Consider the following 16,888-nt stretch of genomic DNA (forward strand, 5'->3'; position numbering starts at 1 on the left):
ATGCCTGCCTGTCACGCAGGAGGTCGCGGGTTCGAGTCCCGTCCGGACCGCCACTAATATAGACTTATTATACACAGGATTTCGTGAAATCGTGTGTTTTTTATATGCTTGAAAAGTGCATTTCGATTTATATGTCATGTTATACTCCCTCTCTTTTCAACTTGAATTCTTTCTCAACTACTATTTCCTTTTTCAATTTCCAACTTTTTTTGCTATCATTGTTATAGTTAGTATAGAAACTGGTGAAAAGTGATGGATGAATTTTCTTTTATTAAATCAATTAAACAGCAATTTTATAGACAATCGACCTTAGTTAAAGGAATAGGTGATGATGCAGCAGTCTTTCGACAACCTTTTTCCGATATTGTCACTTCGGTTGATACATTTGTAGAGAATATACACTTTCGAAAAGATACAATGAAACCATTTCATGTTGGCTACCGAGCATTAACTGCTAATATAAGTGATATTGCTGCTATGGGGGCAACGCCAGCCTTTTATTTAGTATCAATTGTCATTCCAACAACATGGTGTGATGCAGAAATTGATGACGTTTTTAGAGGAATGCATACCCTAGCGTCTAACTACAAAATGGATCTTATTGGAGGAGACACTGTTTCAGGAAGTGAGTTAACAATCTCCATTACAGTTATTGGTTACGCGAGGAAGGGTTCTATTTGTTATCGGCACAATGCTAGGGATGGAGACATTGTGTTTGCTACTGGTACATTGGGTGACTCACAAGCAGGCTATTATATATTAACAAATCCTGGCGATTATATGGATGCTGATTATTATATTAGGAGCCATCAGATGCCTGAGCCTCAAGTGAATTTTGCTTCCTATTTCCATCATTTTAGCAGAGTTGCTATCAATGATATTAGTGATGGAATTGGTAATGAAGCTGCTGAAATTTGCGCTGAATCAAACGTTAGCATGATTTTGGAGGATGAACAAATTCCAATATCGGATAACTATCATCAATTCTTACCGGAATTGCAATATAAATGGAAGTATTTTGGTGGGGAAGATTTTCAACTGTTAGGCACGATTTCTGCGAACGATTGGCCAAAATTAAAAAAAGTAGCAGATTCTATACATATAAGACTGACAAGGATTGGCAGAGTCTTCACAGAAGACAACCAACATAATGTATATCTAAAAAAGAACGGCAGAAAATACCTTTTACCTAAGAAAGGATATACACATTTAAAGTAGTGGGTGACAACATGGATTCTTATAAAATGACAACAACAACTGAAGAGGAAACGATGCATCTAGCTCAAAAATTGGCGATTTTATTAAAACCAGGGGATGTGGTAACCCTTGAAGGGGATCTAGGTGCTGGTAAAACAACATTTACGAAGGGGATAGCTACTGGACTTGGTGTGAAACGCAACGTAACTAGTCCTACATTTACAATCATAAAAGAATATGAAGGTGAACTACCTTTATACCATATGGATGTATACCGTTTAGAGAATTCCGATGAAGATATAGGGTTTGATGAGTATTTTAATGGGGAAGGGATTTCGATTGTAGAATGGCCTCAGTTCATAATGGATTTTTTGCCAGAAGAAAGGCTCGATATCCATATTTCCTATGTTAATGATCAATCTCGACAAATTCAGCTGCAAGCTAGGGGTTCACACTTTGAATGGGTACTAGATGAATTACAAAGTAATTAAAATCAAGACGAGGAGCTATATAGATGAACATACTTGCCATCGATACATCGAATCAAGTATTGGGTGTTGCAATTCAACAACAAGGACATATTACTGGAGAGATAGTTACCAATGTGTCTAAAAATCATTCTGTCCGATTGATGCCAGCCATAGAAAAACTAATGAAGGAAGTATCTTTAAAACCGGAAGCCCTCGATCAAATCATTGTTGCAAAGGGACCTGGGTCTTATACAGGTGTTCGTATTGGACTGTCAACCGCTAAGTCAATGGCATGGGCGTTGAATATACCTATCATTGGTATATCTAGTTTAGAGGTCCTTGCATATCAAGGACGATTTTTTAATGGTCTTATTTGTCCTTTTTTTGATGCAAGGCGTGGATTGGTTTATTCTAGTTGTTTTAAGTGGGAAGATAATAACATGGTTATGATAGAGCCAGAGGCAAATATGTTAATGGATGAATTTCTCGACAAATTGAAATCATATCAGCATCCTGTTCTTTTCTTAAGTCCAGATATTTCTGTGCATCAAGAACGTATACAAGAAAAATTAGGTAACCTTGCAGTTATTCCCGATGCAACTTTTCAGCTCCCAAGAGCGTCTCATTTAATAATGGCGGCTAAAGAGAGAAGCGTAGATGAAACGCATACGTTAACACCAAATTACCTAAGACTTGCAGAAGCAGAGGCAAAGTGGTTAGAACATCAAAAAAGGGTCAATAACGAATGATTGAGCCAGTTATAAGAAGAATGGAGATAATGGATATCGATGCTGTAATCGAAGTAGAACGGACTTCATTTTCTACTTCTTGGACAAAGGATATCTTTTATCAAGAAATATCGGATAATCCTTATGCTCATTACTTTGTCATGGAGTTGGATAAGAAAATTATTGGCTATATTGGTACATGGATTGTGTTAGACGATGCTCAGATTACGAATTTAGCTATCCAACCTATTTATCGAGGTAAGAGTCTTGGTGAAAAGCTATTCCACTATACGATGCAATATGCCATAATAAGAGGGGTCAGCCGATTGTCATTGGAAGTACGAGAATCAAACACGATTGCACAGAATTTATATCAAAAGTTTGGCCTTGTCCCTGGCGGGCTACGAAAGAATTATTATACAGATAATCAAGAAGACGCAATTGTTATGTGGGTGAATCTATCATGAAAAAAGATACAATTATATTAGGAATAGAAACGAGTTGTGATGAAACAGCAGTAGCCGTTGTGAGAAATGGAAGAGAAATTCTCGCAAATGTCGTTTCATCTCAAATTGAAAGTCATAAACGGTTTGGCGGAGTCGTACCTGAGATAGCATCTCGCCATCATGTAGAGCAAATCACGTACGTATTAGAAGAAGCCTTCAATCAAAGTAATACAACCTGGGAAAAGATTGATGGAATAGCTGTAACGGAAGGACCGGGTCTTGTAGGTGCATTATTAGTTGGTGTAAATGCTGCAAAAGCATTAGCATTTGCAAAGCAAAAACCACTGGTCGGTGTACATCATATAGCAGGGCATATATATGCAAATCGCTTAGAGAAGGAATTTGAGTTTCCATTGCTAGCTTTAATTGTTTCCGGTGGCCATACGGAATTAGTTCTAATGCAGGAACATGGAGAATATGAATTAATTGGTGAAACGAGAGATGATGCAGCTGGAGAGGCTTATGATAAAGTTGCCCGCATGTTGAACCTGCCATATCCCGGTGGTCCACAAATCGATCGTTTAGCTGAATTGGGTCAAGAGACAATTACCTTTCCTCGCGCTTGGCTAGAGCAAGATAGCTATGACTTTAGCTTTAGTGGATTAAAGTCATCGGTGATTAATACCATTCACAATGCCAAGCAAAGAGGAGAGGAATTGAAAAAAGAAGATATCGCAGCAAGCTTTCAAGCGAGCGTTATTGATGTTCTAACGACGAAAACAGTACGTGCTGCAAAAGATTTTAATGTAAAACAGGTAATTGTAGCTGGCGGTGTGGCAGCTAATAAAGGGTTAAGGAATGCATTAGAAACAAGCTTTGCAGAATTAAATATTCCTTTACTTATTCCGCCATTCAAATTATGTACAGATAATGCGGCCATGATTGCTGCTGCAGGAACGATTGCGTTTGAACAAGGAAAACGCTCAGAGCTATCTTTAAATGCCCGAGCGTCGTTACCATTGAAATAATCGCAATAATCCACAGTTATTCACAGGTATGTGTATAAGTTTAATAAAAGCTGAAGTGGAAGGATCTTTATTGTGTATGGAAAATGTGCATAACTCAAAGAGTGTTTGTGGATATTGTGTATAACTTTGTGAAAAAGCGTGAATACACATAAAAATATATTTTCTAATGTGGATAAATTGTTGATATAGTAATTTAGAAATTTGGTGAAATGGAAATGTCTAAAAAGCAATCCTTTTATATACAGAACGATTTAATTATGCTATTTATTATGTTTGTTTGTGTGAGTTTGCTATCCATTTATAATGCGCAGCAGTTAGATCAATATGGCTCGAACTTTGTGCTTCAACAGATTTTATGGTTTACCATTGGGGTAGGAATTGTGGCCGCTATTCAATACTTAGATATTGATCAAATACAGCGGGCAAGTGTCCTTATTTACGGATTTGGTGTATTTGTCCTCGCCGTACTATTGATTAGTCCCGAGGCAATAGCCAAGCCTGTAAATGGAGCGAAAAGCTGGTTCCAGCTTTTTGGAGTATCCTTGCAACCTGCTGAATTTACAAAGATAACAACTATTATTTATATGGCAGCAGTTATCCACAGACATAAGCAAAAGTTTGAAAAGCCAACAGTGAAGTCAGATATTCTCATGTTATTAAAAATTCTCGCAGTAGTTGCTGTTCCCGTATTATTAATTATGCAGCAGCCTGACTTCGGTACAGCAATGGTCTATCTATTTATAACGGGTATGATTATTATTTTATCCGGAATTGATTGGAAAATTATTACGACCTTAATAGTCAGCATTACAGCGTTTATAGGTGCTGTATTGGGATTTATTGTTCAATTCCCTGAATTAGCTAAAACCGTTGTTGGGGAAGATCAAGCCTATCAAATTGATCGGATTATGACTTGGTTTGATCCTACACAATCAACAAGTGATGCCAATTGGCACTTTAATCAAGCTTATATGGCTTTGGGATCTGGACAACTATTTGGCAAGGGGATTGGGACACCACAAGTTAATTTCCCAGAAGCGCAAACCGATTTTATCTTTTCGATTATAGGCGAAAGTTTTGGATTTGTAGGGAGTGCCTTTGTAATTTTCCTATACTTTATGCTTTTGTATAAGTTAGTAATGATTGGTCTATCCATTTACAAACATTCTCCCTTTGCGGCGTATATTTGCTTTGGATACCTTAGTTTAATGCTTATTCATGTCTTTCAAAATATCGGCATGGCTCTAGGGATTATGCCTGTTACGGGTATTCCGTTGCTGTTGATAAGTTATGGGGGAAGTTCTGTGTTATCCACAATGCTAGGGTTTGGCGTCATATATCGGATAGCTGTGGAAAACTCCATTCAAAATGATTATTTATTCAAATAATTTCTGTGGATAACCAATAAATAAGCCACATGACATTCGATGATGTCATGTGGCTATTTTTTATTCTTCTTGTAATGCTGCCCATTCTTCCATTAAATCTTCCATATGCTGTTTTTGTTTAGTTGCTTCCTTTGTTAATTCTAGTGATTTTTGATGATCTTGATAAACAGTAGGATCTGTCATTTTTTCCTCAAGCTTTTGAATTTCTGCTTCTAATCGTTCGATATTGCTTTCTAACTCGGTAATCCGCCGTTCTTTTTTTCTCTGTTCACGCTGTAATTGTTTTTCCTGTTGATAATTTCTCTTTTTTTCTTTGGTAGTGGATGGAGCTGAAGGCTGTTCACCTTGCTTTAATCGCTTTAGCTCAGCTTCCTCCTCTTTTTTTTCTAAATAATAATCATAATCACCCAAATAAATGGTCGTATTAGCTCGCTGCATTTCTACTACTTGATCGGCAATCTTATTGATAAAATAACGATCGTGCGAAACAAATAGGATGGTGCCTGGAAAGTTCATTAAAGCAGCTTCAAGTACTTCCTTACTATCGATATCCAAATGGTTGGTCGGTTCATCTAAAATTAATAAATTCGCTTTCTGCATCATTAATTTTGATAAGGCTAATCGTGCTTTTTCGCCACCACTTAACGTATTGACGGCTTTTAAGACATCATCACCAGAAAATAAAAAGTTACCTAGAACCGTTCGAATATCTTTTTCATTAATCGTCGGATAATCATCCCATAATTCCATTAATACTGTTTTTGATGAGTTCAGATCAGCCTGTTCTTGATCATAATAGCCAATTTGAACATTTGTTCCAAGTTGAATACTTCCATTTGTAGCCTGCAGCTTTCCCAGTAAAATTTTTAAGAACGTCGTTTTCCCGACTCCATTTGGTCCAACTAAAGCAATGCTTTCTCCTCGGTTAATATGCAGATTAAGGTGCTGGAATAGGTTTTCATGGGTATCTTCATAATGAAAGGACAGATCATTTACTTTCAATACATCATTTCCACTTCGTTTCTGAATACCAAAAGAAAAAGCAGCTGATGCTTCATCACCAAGCGGTTGATCGAGCTTGTCCATCTTTTCTAATTGTTTTCTTCTGCTTTGGGCTCGTTTGGTTGTCGATGCACGAGCAATATTCTTCTGAATGAAGTCTTCCATTTTCTTAATTTCCGACTGCTGTTTTTCGTATTCTTTCCATTCTTTTTCATAATTGGCAGCTTTTTGCTCAAGGAATTTACTATACGTTCCATGATATTTTTTCGTATTATGCCGTGCTATTTCATAAACGACTGATACGGTTTTATCGAGAAAATAGCGATCATGTGACACAATGACTACTGCTCCTGGATAATTTAACAGATAATTTTCTAACCAGTTTAATGTACCAATATCCAAGTGGTTTGTTGGTTCATCTAAAATGAGTAATTGCGGTTTCTTTAGTAAAAGTTTTCCTAATGATAGTCGTGTCTTTTGACCGCCACTTAATGTTTGGATTGGTGTTTGGTAATCAAAGTCTTGAAAATCAAGTCCGGTTAGTACTGATTTTATTTCGGCTTCATAGGTGTAGCCGCCATTTTGTTGAAAGGCATGTTGTAGTTTATCGTAATTCGTAAGTAATTTTTGGTAATCCGCTTCGGAATGTTCATGGGCTTTTTCCATTTGCTTTTCGAGTAAACGAAGCTCTTCTTCTTGATTACGTAGATGAACAAAAACTTCCAGCATTTCCTCCCAAATGGTTTTAGTTGACTCCAGTACGGTATGCTGTGATAAATAACCAAGGGTTAAATCTTTTGGTTTAAACAATTCACCTTCATCATAAGTAAGTTCACCAGCCATTATTTTTAATAACGTTGATTTACCTGAACCATTTCTGCCAACAATTGCTATACGATCATTTTCTTTTACTTCTAATTTAATATTGGATAGAATTTCATCAGCACCAAACGCCTTTGAAAGTCCATTTATTTGCATTAGTATCATACGTTTCACCTCATCTATACTAGTGTATCTTAATTGCGGGAAGCCAAGCAATATAATTGTGAAATCGGTCACGACTTATTTCCATTTTTCTGCTAAAATAGAGGTGGAGCTCAATAACTGTCACAATTTCTACAAGAACTATTTGCTGCGATGTAACATGTAAGCGGTCAATAAAAGGGTGTCTACCATTAAGCGATGCATCTGGTAGAACAATGGGGATTATTATCGTAAGAAAGAAGGAATAGCAATGGATCATAATAAAATACCTCAAGCAACTGCGAAGCGGCTACCATTGTATTATCGATTTATTAATAACTTAAATCATCAAGGAAAAAAGCGAGTATCTTCAAAAGAATTGAGCGATGCTGTCAAAGTTGATTCAGCTACAATTCGAAGAGATTTTTCCTATTTTGGAGCACTAGGTAAAAAAGGATATGGCTATAATGTTGAATATTTACTTGGTTTTTTTCGTAAAACCCTAGATCAGGACGAAACAACAGATGTTGCTTTAATAGGGGTAGGTAATTTGGGTACAGCATTTTTACATTATAATTTCATGAAAAATAATAATATCCTTATTAAAATGGCATTTGATAGTGATCCGGAAAAAGTAGGTACGACGATCGGCGATGTTCCTGTTTATCATATTGCAGATTTAGAAAAAAAATTAGATGGTGTGAATGTTGCTATCTTGACGATACCTGCGAGTGAAGCGGACGGGATTACTGATAGACTTGTTGCAGAGGGAATTACTGGGATTCTCAATTTTACGCCTGCTCGAATTACTGTTCCCGAGTATATTCGTGTACATCATATTGATCTTGCTGTTGAATTACAAGCGTTGGTATATTTTTTAAAGCATTATCCGCTAGAAGAGACGAAGCAGCTGGATTAAAAAAGAAGCCGAATAGGGTTTCTTTTTTCAGTAAGTGGGGTATAGCATACAATAGAAGGTCTAGATAACTTGAACTGGCTAACTATGATGTACATAGATCGAAGCATCTCTTATGTTAAGGCATACTTACTTGATGGCATCGATAAAAGTTATAATGGAGGAATCACAGTGGTAAGAAAACGCAGTATTATTTTTTTACTTCTCATCGGTATGTTGATGATTACATTGGCTGTGGGTGGAAATGAAGAAATAAAAGGGCAAAAGGTCAATGCGCAGGAGGCAATGAGCTGGAATGAAATGGAAGATGGAAATCGGGAACAACTAAATATAATGAGTTATGATGTAACAGAATATATAAATACAATTGATAGCGAATCACCGGCATATGACACAACAAAAGATTTAATGGAACAGATGGAAGTTATTCATTTGGGTGATGATCCATCATCTGACCAAAAGAATAAAAAGAAGGAATAGCAGGCTAACTGCTATTCCTTCTTTTTGTGTTTTAAGCGAAAATGAAGAGATATTAAGCGAATGCTGACACCAATCTCGAGTGTAGCAAAAACAGCTAACACCATTGTTGTTACATTCCAAATCGTTTCATCTACACTTAAGATTGCAATATAGGTAAAAAATACTCCCATGATAAAATAAATGATTGCCATGGTTTTTGGTGAAATCTTCATTTGTAAAGCCCCCGTTAAATATCAAGCCCACCATAAGGCGGATCGGGGGAGATCCCCCGAAATTATAATGTTAAAATGGTTTGTAATTCCTTCAGTTGCCTTTCTAATTCAGCTGGATCAATATTATATTGCGCGATAACGACAATTGAATTCATGGCCATGTGCACGAAAATAGGGACGAGTATCCGTTTTGTTTTTACATATAAATAAGCGAAAACGAGCCCCATGGAACCATAAACCAATATATGCTGCGGTTCACCGTGGATAATCGCGAATATGAAAGCTGATAGTAATGCAGCAATCAGAAAGTTTGTCCGTGTATATAGTCTGCCAAATATAATCTTTCTGAAAATAATTTCTTCTAGTATTGGAGCAGCAAACATTGGAACAATCATGAATAATGGGGTAGCCCTGGTTATATCCATAATCATTTCCGTATTTTCCGAATTCTGTTGAATACCAAGAAATTCCGTCTGGATCATACCTGCAATTGCCTGGGCAAAGAAAGCCATAAAGACACCAAGTATGGACCAGAGTATAATCTCACTTGTCGGTGAAGCTTCTCGTTCATTCACACCCTGTTTCATATCTGGTCGCATTAACCACAGGACAACAAGGACACCTAGAATGAAACTAAGCACCATGGAATAAACAGTAGCTTCAGCTTCGTTAATAGGAAAGGCACTATACAGTAGTGGGGCAAATATTACTCCAAGAAACTGCATAATGATATACGTGATAATGACCCACCAGTATCGTTTTGGCAAAATACAACGACTCCTTTTTCTTAAGTTGAGAAAGTATACTATAGTTTATGTTTGAACTTACAAATCTATTAGCGATAAGATGGATATATACATTATTTATTTTATCATAAATAAGCTCTTGCTTATAATAGAATGATTTGTTGGAACAAATGAGAAGAAATTTGAAAAAATATGATTTTGATACTTGCATTTTTAACCGGAATTATTTATCATATTAATTGGAATTAGCACTCAATGATGTAGAGTGCTAATAACTAAAAATGATATAGAATTAAGGAGGCTTTCTTCATGATTAAACCACTAGGAGATCGCGTTGTTATCGAGCTTGTCGAGCAAGAAGAAAAAACTGCAAGCGGTATCGTACTTCCAGACTCTGCAAAAGAAAAACCACAAGAAGGAAATATTGTTGCAGTCGGTTCTGGCCGCGTAACGGAAAATGGAGAAAAAGTTGCCCTAGAAGTTTCTGAAGGTGACCGTATTATCTTTTCAAAGTTTGCAGGAACAGAAGTTAAATACGAAGGCAAAGAGTACTTAATTCTTCGTGAAAATGACATCTTAGCGGTTATTAGCTAATCTTAGATATACAGATACTTAACTTAAGAATTTAAGGAGGGCTTTATTCATGGCTAAAGAAATTAAATTCAGTGAAGACGCACGTCGCGCAATGCTTCGTGGTGTAGATACATTAGCAGATGCGGTAAAAGTTACATTAGGACCAAAAGGTCGTAACGTTGTATTAGATAAAAAATTCGGTTCCCCATTAATTACAAATGATGGTGTTACCATTGCAAAAGAAATTGAATTAGAAGATCACTTCGAAAATATGGGGGCACAGCTTGTATCTGAAGTTGCATCAAAAACAAATGATGTCGCAGGTGATGGTACAACAACTGCAACGGTACTCGCACAATCAATGATTCGCGAAGGACTTAAAAACGTAGCTTCTGGTGCTAACCCAGTAGGCGTACGTCGTGGGATTGAAAAAGCTGTTGAAGTAGCTGTTAATGAATTAAAATCAATCTCTAACCCAATTGAAAGCAAAGAATCCATTGCTCAAGTTGCTGCGGTATCCTCTGGAGATAAAGAAGTAGGTAACTTGATTTCTGAAGCGATGGAACGCGTTGGTAACGATGGTGTTATCACAATCGAAGAGTCTAAAGGCTTTAATACAGAGCTTGAAGTAGTAGAAGGTATGCAATTCGATCGCGGTTATGCTTCTCCATACATGGTTACAGATCAAGATAAAATGGAAGCTACACTTGAAGATCCTTATATCTTAATTACAGATAAAAAGATTGGTAATATCCAAGAAGTATTACCTGTACTAGAGCAAGTGGTACAACAAAGCAAACCACTTCTAATGATTGCTGAGGATGTTGAAGGCGAAGCACTTGCTACATTAGTAGTAAACAAACTTCGCGGAACATTCAATGCAGTAGCTGTTAAAGCACCTGGCTTCGGTGACCGTCGTAAAGCAATGCTAGAAGACATCGCTACACTAACTGGTGCAGAGGTTATCACAGAAGATCTTGGGCTAGATCTTAAGAGTGCTACCATCGATCAATTAGGTCGTGCTTCTAAAGTTGTTGTAACGAAAGAAAACACAACTATTGTGGAGGGCGCTGGAAACCCAGAAGCTATCTCTGCTCGTGTTTCTCAAATCCGTGCACAAGCAGAAGAAACTACTTCTGATTTCGATAAAGAAAAATTACAAGAACGCCTTGCTAAACTAGCAGGTGGTGTAGCAGTTATCAAAGTCGGTGCTGCAACAGAAACAGAACTAAAAGAACGTAAACTACGTATTGAGGATGCATTGAACTCTACACGTGCAGCAGTACAAGAAGGTATTGTAGCCGGTGGTGGTACAGCATTTGTCAATGTTTACAACAAAGTAAGTGAATTATCACTTGAAGGTGACGAAGCTACTGGTGCAAATATTGTCCGTCGTGCAATGGAAGAACCAGTTCGTCAAATCGCTCACAATGCTGGTCTAGAAGGGTCTATCATTGTAGAACGTCTAAAAGGCGAAAAAGTAGGCGTTGGCTTCAACGCTGCAACTGGCGATTGGGTAGATATGGTTGACGCAGGTATCGTTGACCCAACTAAAGTTACTCGTTCCGCACTACAAAACGCTGCCTCTGTAGCGGCTATGTTCCTAACTACTGAAGCAGTAGTTGCTGACAAGCCTGAAGAAGATGGCGGCGCTGCAGGTGGCGGCGGAATGCCAGACATGGGCGGCATGGGTGGCATGGGCGGCATGATGTAAATCATCGCCCAGAACCCTTGATTTAACGGGGTTTTAGAACGTAGATTTGCGGTAATTTCGTAAAAACCTCACAAAAACCTCACAATATTTTTTAAAACTATATTTTTTCGAGGATGTTTCCGTAAAGATTTGATATTTTTTCGGAAGCATCCTTTTTCATTTTATCTGTAACATGCGTATAAATTCTCATAGTTGTATCAATGTCCTCATGACCAACCTTTTTCATTACAGTTGCAATATCTACACCAGCTTCTGCTAGCATACTTATATGCGTATGCCTAAAAATGTGAGGAGTAGCATGTTTTTTAATTGATGTTTTACTAATAAGCCTGTCCATACGAATTAATATAGTTTTTGTTACAAAAGGATAACCATTGGGGCGAGAAAAAACAAAATCTTTGTCGTGAAAATCTTCAATAAGAGTTCGGAATTGCATTTTGTGTTTATCGTTGTTCACAACAACTTCTTTTAATATTTTCATAACCGGTTCCTCTACAGTTATTTGTCTAATGGATCCATCTGTTTTAGGAGGTGTTAATTCGTAGTCTTTCATGTTGTTTTTTTCATTGTATATAGTTTTGTTAATATCAATCGTGTTTTGTTCGAAATCTAAATCCGATTTTTGGAGAGCGCACAATTCACCCGAACGCATGCCTGAAAATGCAAGAGTGTAGAAACGTTCTTTATCGTATTTTAGTCCATGCTTTTCTACAGCCTCGAAAAACTCATTTAACTCATGATGCTCCAAGTACTTTTCTTCGATATTATTTTCTCGGATTTCTTCGATTGTTTTTCTCTTTTTCGGTATAACCACATCGGTAGCAGGGTTTTCAGTTATTAAGTGATTTCTTTTCGCATACTTAAATACCATGTTAGCGGTGGTATTAATATTTTGTACAGTTGTACGGGCTCTATTTGGCGTTATATTGTTAATCACTTCTTGATAAGTAGCGTGATTAATATTACTGATCGGCATTTTAGCTATATGTTTATTTAAAACAGAAACTTCTTGCCTTCTAATTCGCAATGTATTTTTCTTTTTTCCTGTTAATTCGTAGACCTCTAACCACTTATCCGCAACTTCATCAAAGGTCATTTTACGAGTATATTTTTTATTAACATGAGTGTCCTCGAGCGAACGTATTTCAGTTAGTACTTTATTTTTAGCCTCCTTTTGTGTTTTTCCACGTCTGGTAATCTGATTCCGTTTTCCTGTCGCCGGATGCCGTGGTCCATCGGCCACACACTCCCATCTAGTTTGACCTGATTTGAGAGTAATTTTTTCACATTTCATCATTTACCCCTCCTACTTTTGTTTATTAATTCCTTAGGCATATCAACATAGTCAATTACATTACCAGTTAATTCCCCATTTTCATCCTTCCATATATTCTTTAATACAGGTATATTCAGTATTTCCTCGGCTTTCTTTTGTCTACGTTTAGCTTCCAATGGTGTAATGTTCATGATAAACCCCCTGAAAATATAATTTATTTCGATACATTTCAAATCTATGGCATGCAAATTCATATTCGACATTAAAAGTATTTGCAATTACTATCGGCGATGCATTATCAATTTGCTGGAGCATAAAGGTAGGAACAGATAAGTGATAACTAAAATTATTCGCTTGCCATTCCTGTAATTGCAGAAATAAGATAGGAATAAATTCCTGCCGTCCTTCGTGCCAAAAGAAATGACATAACTCATGAGCGAATTCTTGCCATTGTTCCTGCATGGTTTCTTTTAGCTCTAATGACATTACGTATCTTCCCTTATAACAATCAAGTTCGCTTGAATAATTCCAATATTGCACTTTTATACCCAATTGCTTTGATATGTTTTCTATATTAAGCTGTCGAGGACTTTGAATATCTAAATATTTGAGTAGCTTATAAACAAATTCCTCTGCCCTGGTGTAAGTTAACATATGATCCCCCTTAAAACAGACAATCAAACAGAATATATGTTCTATTTATGGTTATAAGAGAAGGTGCACAAAACTTGTACACCTTATAATAATGTTATTATTGCAATTGATCAGATGGAATTTTCCATATTGCTTTTCCTGATTTGAATGGATTAGAAAAGTGTAGCTCATAAGAGTCTGACTTTGGAACATCGAAAGGAATTTCTCCTCTAAGTGTTCCGCCTGGTTCTATTGATCCATCAAATTGTGCTTTTACGCCTTCAGTTAAAATTGTAGTAGTATATGCATAACCATCAGCATCTTTTAACTCTACATTCATAATAGAGGACATTGTTTGTTCTTCTTCGGTATTGTTTTCTGCTGTTAAATTAACTACTACAAATTGTTCTTCTTGTGGTTCGTCAAAATCTCCACCTGGTTCGATCCTAGCTTCATTTAATGTGATTTTCATACCGTCAAATTCAACAGCATCACCAATAGCTAGTTCTTGTGTTTTAGGCTTTTCTTTCTCTTTTTCTTCTGCGGAATCATCTTTAGCGCTTTCTGTGTCTGTATCCGCGTCTGCCTCTTTAATTTCAGATTCACCACATGCAGCTAACATGAAAATTAGCATCATTGTAAAGGAAAAAAATAAAACCTTTTTCATATTAATTAACCCCTTTGCTTGCCTAAGCAGCTATTTTCTTTTCTTTGTCTTTCTTGAAAACGCCCATTAATCCAGCTATTCCGATCATAATTGCTGAAATCAAGTAGAACATAGAGATACTTATTAAACCACCGACAGCGGAAATCAATAATAATATACCTCCGACCTTAGCCTTTGATTTAACTACAACTGATCCAACAATAGCTAATGCAGAAAATAAGAAGCCTGCCCAGCCTAGACCAATTACATCGCTTGTGCCAGATTCACTAAACGCAGCATCTACTCCCCCAATGAATAGGGCTATAATAGACCCAATAAAACCGAAAATACCGCCGATTAGACCCAGTACAAATTCACTAGTACGCATGCATACGACCCCCTTTAAGAATTTAATTTATATGTAATCCATACAAATGCATGCTAAATAACATGCATTTGCACAGTGATTACCCTAGTCGTCAAATTCCTTAAATGCTTCCCAAACCTTTTTTAATCGCAGTAAATCCTCTTCGGAGGACTCTGGTAGTTTTTTATACCATCTTTTAAGTTCTTCACTATGACGAAATGCCTCGAATGCTTCGTCTTCAGTCATGTGTGGTTGGTCCGATCTACCTAACAGGTAGTCAGTTGTCACTTCGAAAAAGTCAGCTATCTTGTTCAATGTTTCATAATCTGGATTCCTGAAACCTCTTTCGTAATTGGAAATACTTTGATTTGGGATATTTAATTTTTTAGCTAATTGTAATTGTGATAGATTCTCTCTTTCTCTTAGATGTCGCATCCTTTTACCTAGCATGATTAGTCCTCCTAATATACTAATTGTATAATATTATTCGTTTCGAATAAATAATTTCTTCAAAAAGTATAAAATAGTATTGACTTCTTCGATTCGTTTATGTATTCTTGTTATAGAACTTCTTCGAAACGTGTAAATGTGGGGGTGATCAAATGAGTATTAATAAGAGAGTTCGTCAGATTCGAAAGTCAAAAGGAATTACAGGAACCTTTGTTGCAAAAAAGCTGGGAATTGCCGTTCAAACATACAACGGTTACGAACTAGGTCGTAGAAGTATAAAAGCTTCTACTTTGGAGGAAATAGCTAAGATTCTAAATGAACCAATAGAAAAATTTTTTGAAGATGATTTACACGAAACGGAGAAAATAGAACAAATTATCTAGAAAGTAATCAAATTAATTTCATCATCTTCACATCCAAGTATCAACATCTAAATGAGTGGAGCATGCCATGATCTATCAATTGTGATAGGGAGCAGCGCCAATAGTTAACGCCATGACGTTAGGTGCTGATACTTGGATGTGAAAATTCAAAGGTGATGATAACAAGGAGGTAATCATAATTAATCAATTAACAAAAATGTTTGAAGGTCAACAATTAAGGATCATCGAGCAAAATAACGAACCTTGGTTTGTAGCAAAAGATGTATGCGACATTTTAGAAATTAAAAACCCTACTGATGCATTAAAAAGACTAGACGAAGATGAACGGTCTAGATTCAATCTAGGTCGTCAAGGATACGCAAATGCAGTCAATGAGTTCGGGCTTTATACCTTGGTTTTGGGTAGTCGCAAAGAAGAAGCAAAACAATTTAAAAGATGGATTACACATGAAGTCATTCCTTCTATTAGAAAAACAGGTTCATACGGAATCGATACAACACAACTAAGCCCTGAATTACAAATGATGAATCAAATGTTTAAAGCAGTTGCTCAAAACGAACTTGAAACAAAAGAAGCAAAAAGACTAGCTACTGAAGCAACCCAATCAGTTAATAACATTTCAAACATCGTATCGATGGACAATGTCGGTTGGAGAGGTAAAACAGATGCTGTTCTTAAAAAGATATCCAGAAAGTGGTCTGGTGTTGAACCTTATAGAAGTGTTAGGAATCTGAGTTACGAGCGATTTGAAAAACGTGCAGGTTGTAAATTAGAGATTCGTCTTAACAATAGAAAGGAACGTGCTTCAGGACGAGGAATGACCAAATCCTACGTTAACAAGATTAATAAGTTGGATGTAATTGCAGAGGATAAACGACTTGTTGAGATTTACATCCAAGTAGTTAAAGAAATGGCTATCCAATTCAAAGTTGATATAAACGATTTCAAGGAGGTTATTTAAATGCCAGTCACAACATTCTCAGATGAAGAAGTTCAATCATTCGTAAGCGAAATCAAAAAACAGTTAGTACCTGTTTTGTTACAAGAGTTAGAACAAAAACAATTACCTCCTTTGCTCACTAGAAAACAATTCATGGAAATCGTAGATATTGGGCCTACTAAGTGCAATGAGTTGTTTAATAGAGAGGATTTCCCAGTCAATAGAGAGTTAGGTCACCCGAGGGTAGTGACGAAGTTATTCTTTGACTGGGTTAATGAAACTACTAATGCGGATGAGGTGGGACTTAAATATCCTTACAAGGTCATTTAG

22 protein-coding genes are annotated in these 16,888 nt (G+C 36.7%); 13 read left to right on the forward strand and 9 right to left on the reverse strand.

Annotated elements, in window-relative coordinates; all coding sequences use genetic code 11:
- Positions 1 to 252: 252 nt before the first annotated feature.
- The 6 genes from thiL (at position 253) to BN990_RS18205 (ending at position 5,257) form a co-directional block, all read left to right on the forward strand.
- Entirely contained in the window at positions 253 to 1,218 is a 966-nt protein-coding gene (gene thiL, locus BN990_RS18180; protein WP_021292640.1) for a thiamine-phosphate kinase, read from the forward strand.
- 11 nt (positions 1,219 to 1,229) lie between these two features.
- A complete protein-coding gene (gene tsaE / locus BN990_RS18185) occupies positions 1,230 to 1,688 on the forward strand; it encodes a tRNA (adenosine(37)-N6)-threonylcarbamoyltransferase complex ATPase subunit type 1 TsaE (protein WP_038246197.1) in 459 nt (152 codons plus the stop codon).
- Positions 1,689 to 1,711: 23 nt separating this feature from the next.
- Positions 1,712 to 2,416: a tRNA (adenosine(37)-N6)-threonylcarbamoyltransferase complex dimerization subunit type 1 TsaB gene (gene tsaB / locus BN990_RS18190; RefSeq protein ID WP_038246199.1), complete on the forward strand. Its 705-nt coding sequence runs from the start codon at positions 1,712 to 1,714 to the stop codon at positions 2,414 to 2,416.
- Complete coding sequence (rimI, locus tag BN990_RS18195) at positions 2,413 to 2,862, forward strand: ribosomal protein S18-alanine N-acetyltransferase (RefSeq protein ID WP_038246201.1); 450 nt, start codon at positions 2,413 to 2,415, stop codon at positions 2,860 to 2,862. Before tsaB ends, rimI begins: the two co-directional genes overlap by 4 nt.
- Positions 2,859 to 3,869 carry a tRNA (adenosine(37)-N6)-threonylcarbamoyltransferase complex transferase subunit TsaD gene (tsaD, locus tag BN990_RS18200; RefSeq protein WP_038246203.1) on the forward strand — a complete coding sequence of 337 codons (1,011 nt, stop codon included), beginning with the start codon at positions 2,859 to 2,861 and terminating at the stop codon, positions 3,867 to 3,869. The genes rimI and tsaD overlap by 4 nt, the downstream gene beginning before the upstream one ends.
- A 215-nt stretch (positions 3,870 to 4,084) precedes the next feature.
- Positions 4,085 to 5,257, forward strand: a complete 1,173-nt coding sequence (locus BN990_RS18205; RefSeq protein WP_021292635.1) for an FtsW/RodA/SpoVE family cell cycle protein — start codon at positions 4,085 to 4,087, stop codon at positions 5,255 to 5,257.
- A 60-nt stretch (positions 5,258 to 5,317) separates the two neighbouring features.
- On the opposite strand, the gene BN990_RS18210 is transcribed toward BN990_RS18205, so the two are convergent.
- Complete coding sequence (locus BN990_RS18210; protein WP_038246205.1) at positions 5,318 to 7,246, reverse strand: ABC-F family ATP-binding cassette domain-containing protein; 1,929 nt, start codon at positions 7,244 to 7,246, stop codon at positions 5,318 to 5,320.
- Positions 7,247 to 7,493: 247 nt separating this feature from the next.
- On the opposite strand from BN990_RS18210, the gene BN990_RS18220 reads away from it, so the two are divergent.
- Together BN990_RS18220 and BN990_RS18225 are read left to right on the forward strand one after the other, a co-directional pair.
- Positions 7,494 to 8,141: a redox-sensing transcriptional repressor Rex gene (locus BN990_RS18220; RefSeq protein ID WP_021292633.1), complete on the forward strand. Its 648-nt coding sequence runs from the start codon at positions 7,494 to 7,496 to the stop codon at positions 8,139 to 8,141.
- A gap of 69 nt (positions 8,142 to 8,210) precedes the next feature.
- A complete protein-coding gene (locus BN990_RS18225) occupies positions 8,211 to 8,618 on the forward strand; it encodes a hypothetical protein (RefSeq protein ID WP_021292632.1) in 408 nt (135 codons plus the stop codon).
- An 11-nt stretch (positions 8,619 to 8,629) separates the two neighbouring features.
- Here BN990_RS18225 and BN990_RS18230 read toward each other — a convergent pair whose 3' ends face one another.
- Positions 8,630 to 8,830, reverse strand: coding sequence for a YdiK family protein (locus tag BN990_RS18230; protein ID WP_021292631.1), 201 nt, complete (start codon positions 8,828 to 8,830; stop codon positions 8,630 to 8,632).
- A 62-nt stretch (positions 8,831 to 8,892) separates the two neighbouring features.
- On the reverse strand, positions 8,893 to 9,597 hold the full coding sequence (locus BN990_RS18235) for a CPBP family intramembrane glutamic endopeptidase (protein ID WP_021292630.1): 705 nt from the start codon (positions 9,595 to 9,597) through the stop codon (positions 8,893 to 8,895).
- A 288-nt stretch (positions 9,598 to 9,885) separates the two neighbouring features.
- Between BN990_RS18235 and groES the strand changes: the two genes are divergently transcribed.
- Both groES and groL read left to right on the forward strand, forming a co-directional pair.
- Positions 9,886 to 10,170: a co-chaperone GroES gene (groES, locus tag BN990_RS18240; protein ID WP_021292629.1), complete on the forward strand. Its 285-nt coding sequence runs from the start codon at positions 9,886 to 9,888 to the stop codon at positions 10,168 to 10,170.
- 49 nt (positions 10,171 to 10,219) lie between these two features.
- Complete coding sequence (groL, locus tag BN990_RS18245) at positions 10,220 to 11,863, forward strand: chaperonin GroEL (RefSeq protein ID WP_021292628.1); 1,644 nt, start codon at positions 10,220 to 10,222, stop codon at positions 11,861 to 11,863.
- 97 nt (positions 11,864 to 11,960) lie between these two features.
- Here groL and BN990_RS18250 read toward each other — a convergent pair whose 3' ends face one another.
- The 6 genes from BN990_RS18250 to BN990_RS18270 all read right to left on the reverse strand — a co-directional run bounded on the left by BN990_RS18250 (position 11,961) and on the right by BN990_RS18270 (position 15,235).
- The gene (locus BN990_RS18250; protein ID WP_081856175.1) at positions 11,961 to 13,157 is read right to left on the reverse strand and encodes a tyrosine-type recombinase/integrase; all 1,197 of its coding nucleotides are present in this window, start codon (positions 13,155 to 13,157) and stop codon (positions 11,961 to 11,963) included.
- Positions 13,157 to 13,330 (reverse strand): hypothetical protein, encoded by a 174-nt coding sequence (locus BN990_RS22695; protein WP_158295252.1) that lies wholly within the window; start codon positions 13,328 to 13,330, stop codon positions 13,157 to 13,159. Before BN990_RS22695 ends, BN990_RS18250 begins: the two co-directional genes overlap by 1 nt.
- On the reverse strand, positions 13,305 to 13,793 hold the full coding sequence (locus BN990_RS18255) for an ImmA/IrrE family metallo-endopeptidase (protein WP_021292625.1): 489 nt from the start codon (positions 13,791 to 13,793) through the stop codon (positions 13,305 to 13,307). Before BN990_RS18255 ends, BN990_RS22695 begins: the two co-directional genes overlap by 26 nt.
- 97 nt (positions 13,794 to 13,890) lie before the next feature.
- Positions 13,891 to 14,439, reverse strand: coding sequence for a DUF4352 domain-containing protein (locus BN990_RS18260; RefSeq protein WP_021292624.1), 549 nt, complete (start codon positions 14,437 to 14,439; stop codon positions 13,891 to 13,893).
- A 22-nt stretch (positions 14,440 to 14,461) separates the two neighbouring features.
- A complete protein-coding gene (locus tag BN990_RS18265; protein WP_021292623.1) occupies positions 14,462 to 14,806 on the reverse strand; it encodes a DUF4064 domain-containing protein in 345 nt (114 codons plus the stop codon).
- Between the two features lie 84 nt (positions 14,807 to 14,890).
- On the reverse strand, positions 14,891 to 15,235 hold the full coding sequence (locus BN990_RS18270; RefSeq protein ID WP_021292622.1) for a helix-turn-helix domain-containing protein: 345 nt from the start codon (positions 15,233 to 15,235) through the stop codon (positions 14,891 to 14,893).
- 152 nt (positions 15,236 to 15,387) lie between these two features.
- Here BN990_RS18270 and BN990_RS18275 point away from each other — a divergent pair, with 152 nt between their 5' ends.
- The 3 genes from BN990_RS18275 (at position 15,388) to BN990_RS18290 (ending at position 16,888) form a co-directional block, all read left to right on the forward strand.
- Positions 15,388 to 15,618, forward strand: coding sequence for a helix-turn-helix domain-containing protein (locus tag BN990_RS18275; RefSeq protein WP_051739277.1), 231 nt, complete (start codon positions 15,388 to 15,390; stop codon positions 15,616 to 15,618).
- A gap of 196 nt (positions 15,619 to 15,814) precedes the next feature.
- Positions 15,815 to 16,579 (forward strand): BRO-N domain-containing protein, encoded by a 765-nt coding sequence (locus BN990_RS23230; protein WP_370459222.1) that lies wholly within the window; start codon positions 15,815 to 15,817, stop codon positions 16,577 to 16,579.
- On the forward strand, positions 16,580 to 16,888 hold the full coding sequence (locus BN990_RS18290) for a hypothetical protein (RefSeq protein WP_038246211.1): 309 nt from the start codon (positions 16,580 to 16,582) through the stop codon (positions 16,886 to 16,888).

Origin of the sequence: Virgibacillus salexigens (genome assembly GCF_000723585.1) — a bacterium.
Classification (GTDB): Bacteria; Bacillota; Bacilli; order Bacillales; family Amphibacillaceae; genus Virgibacillus; species Virgibacillus salexigens.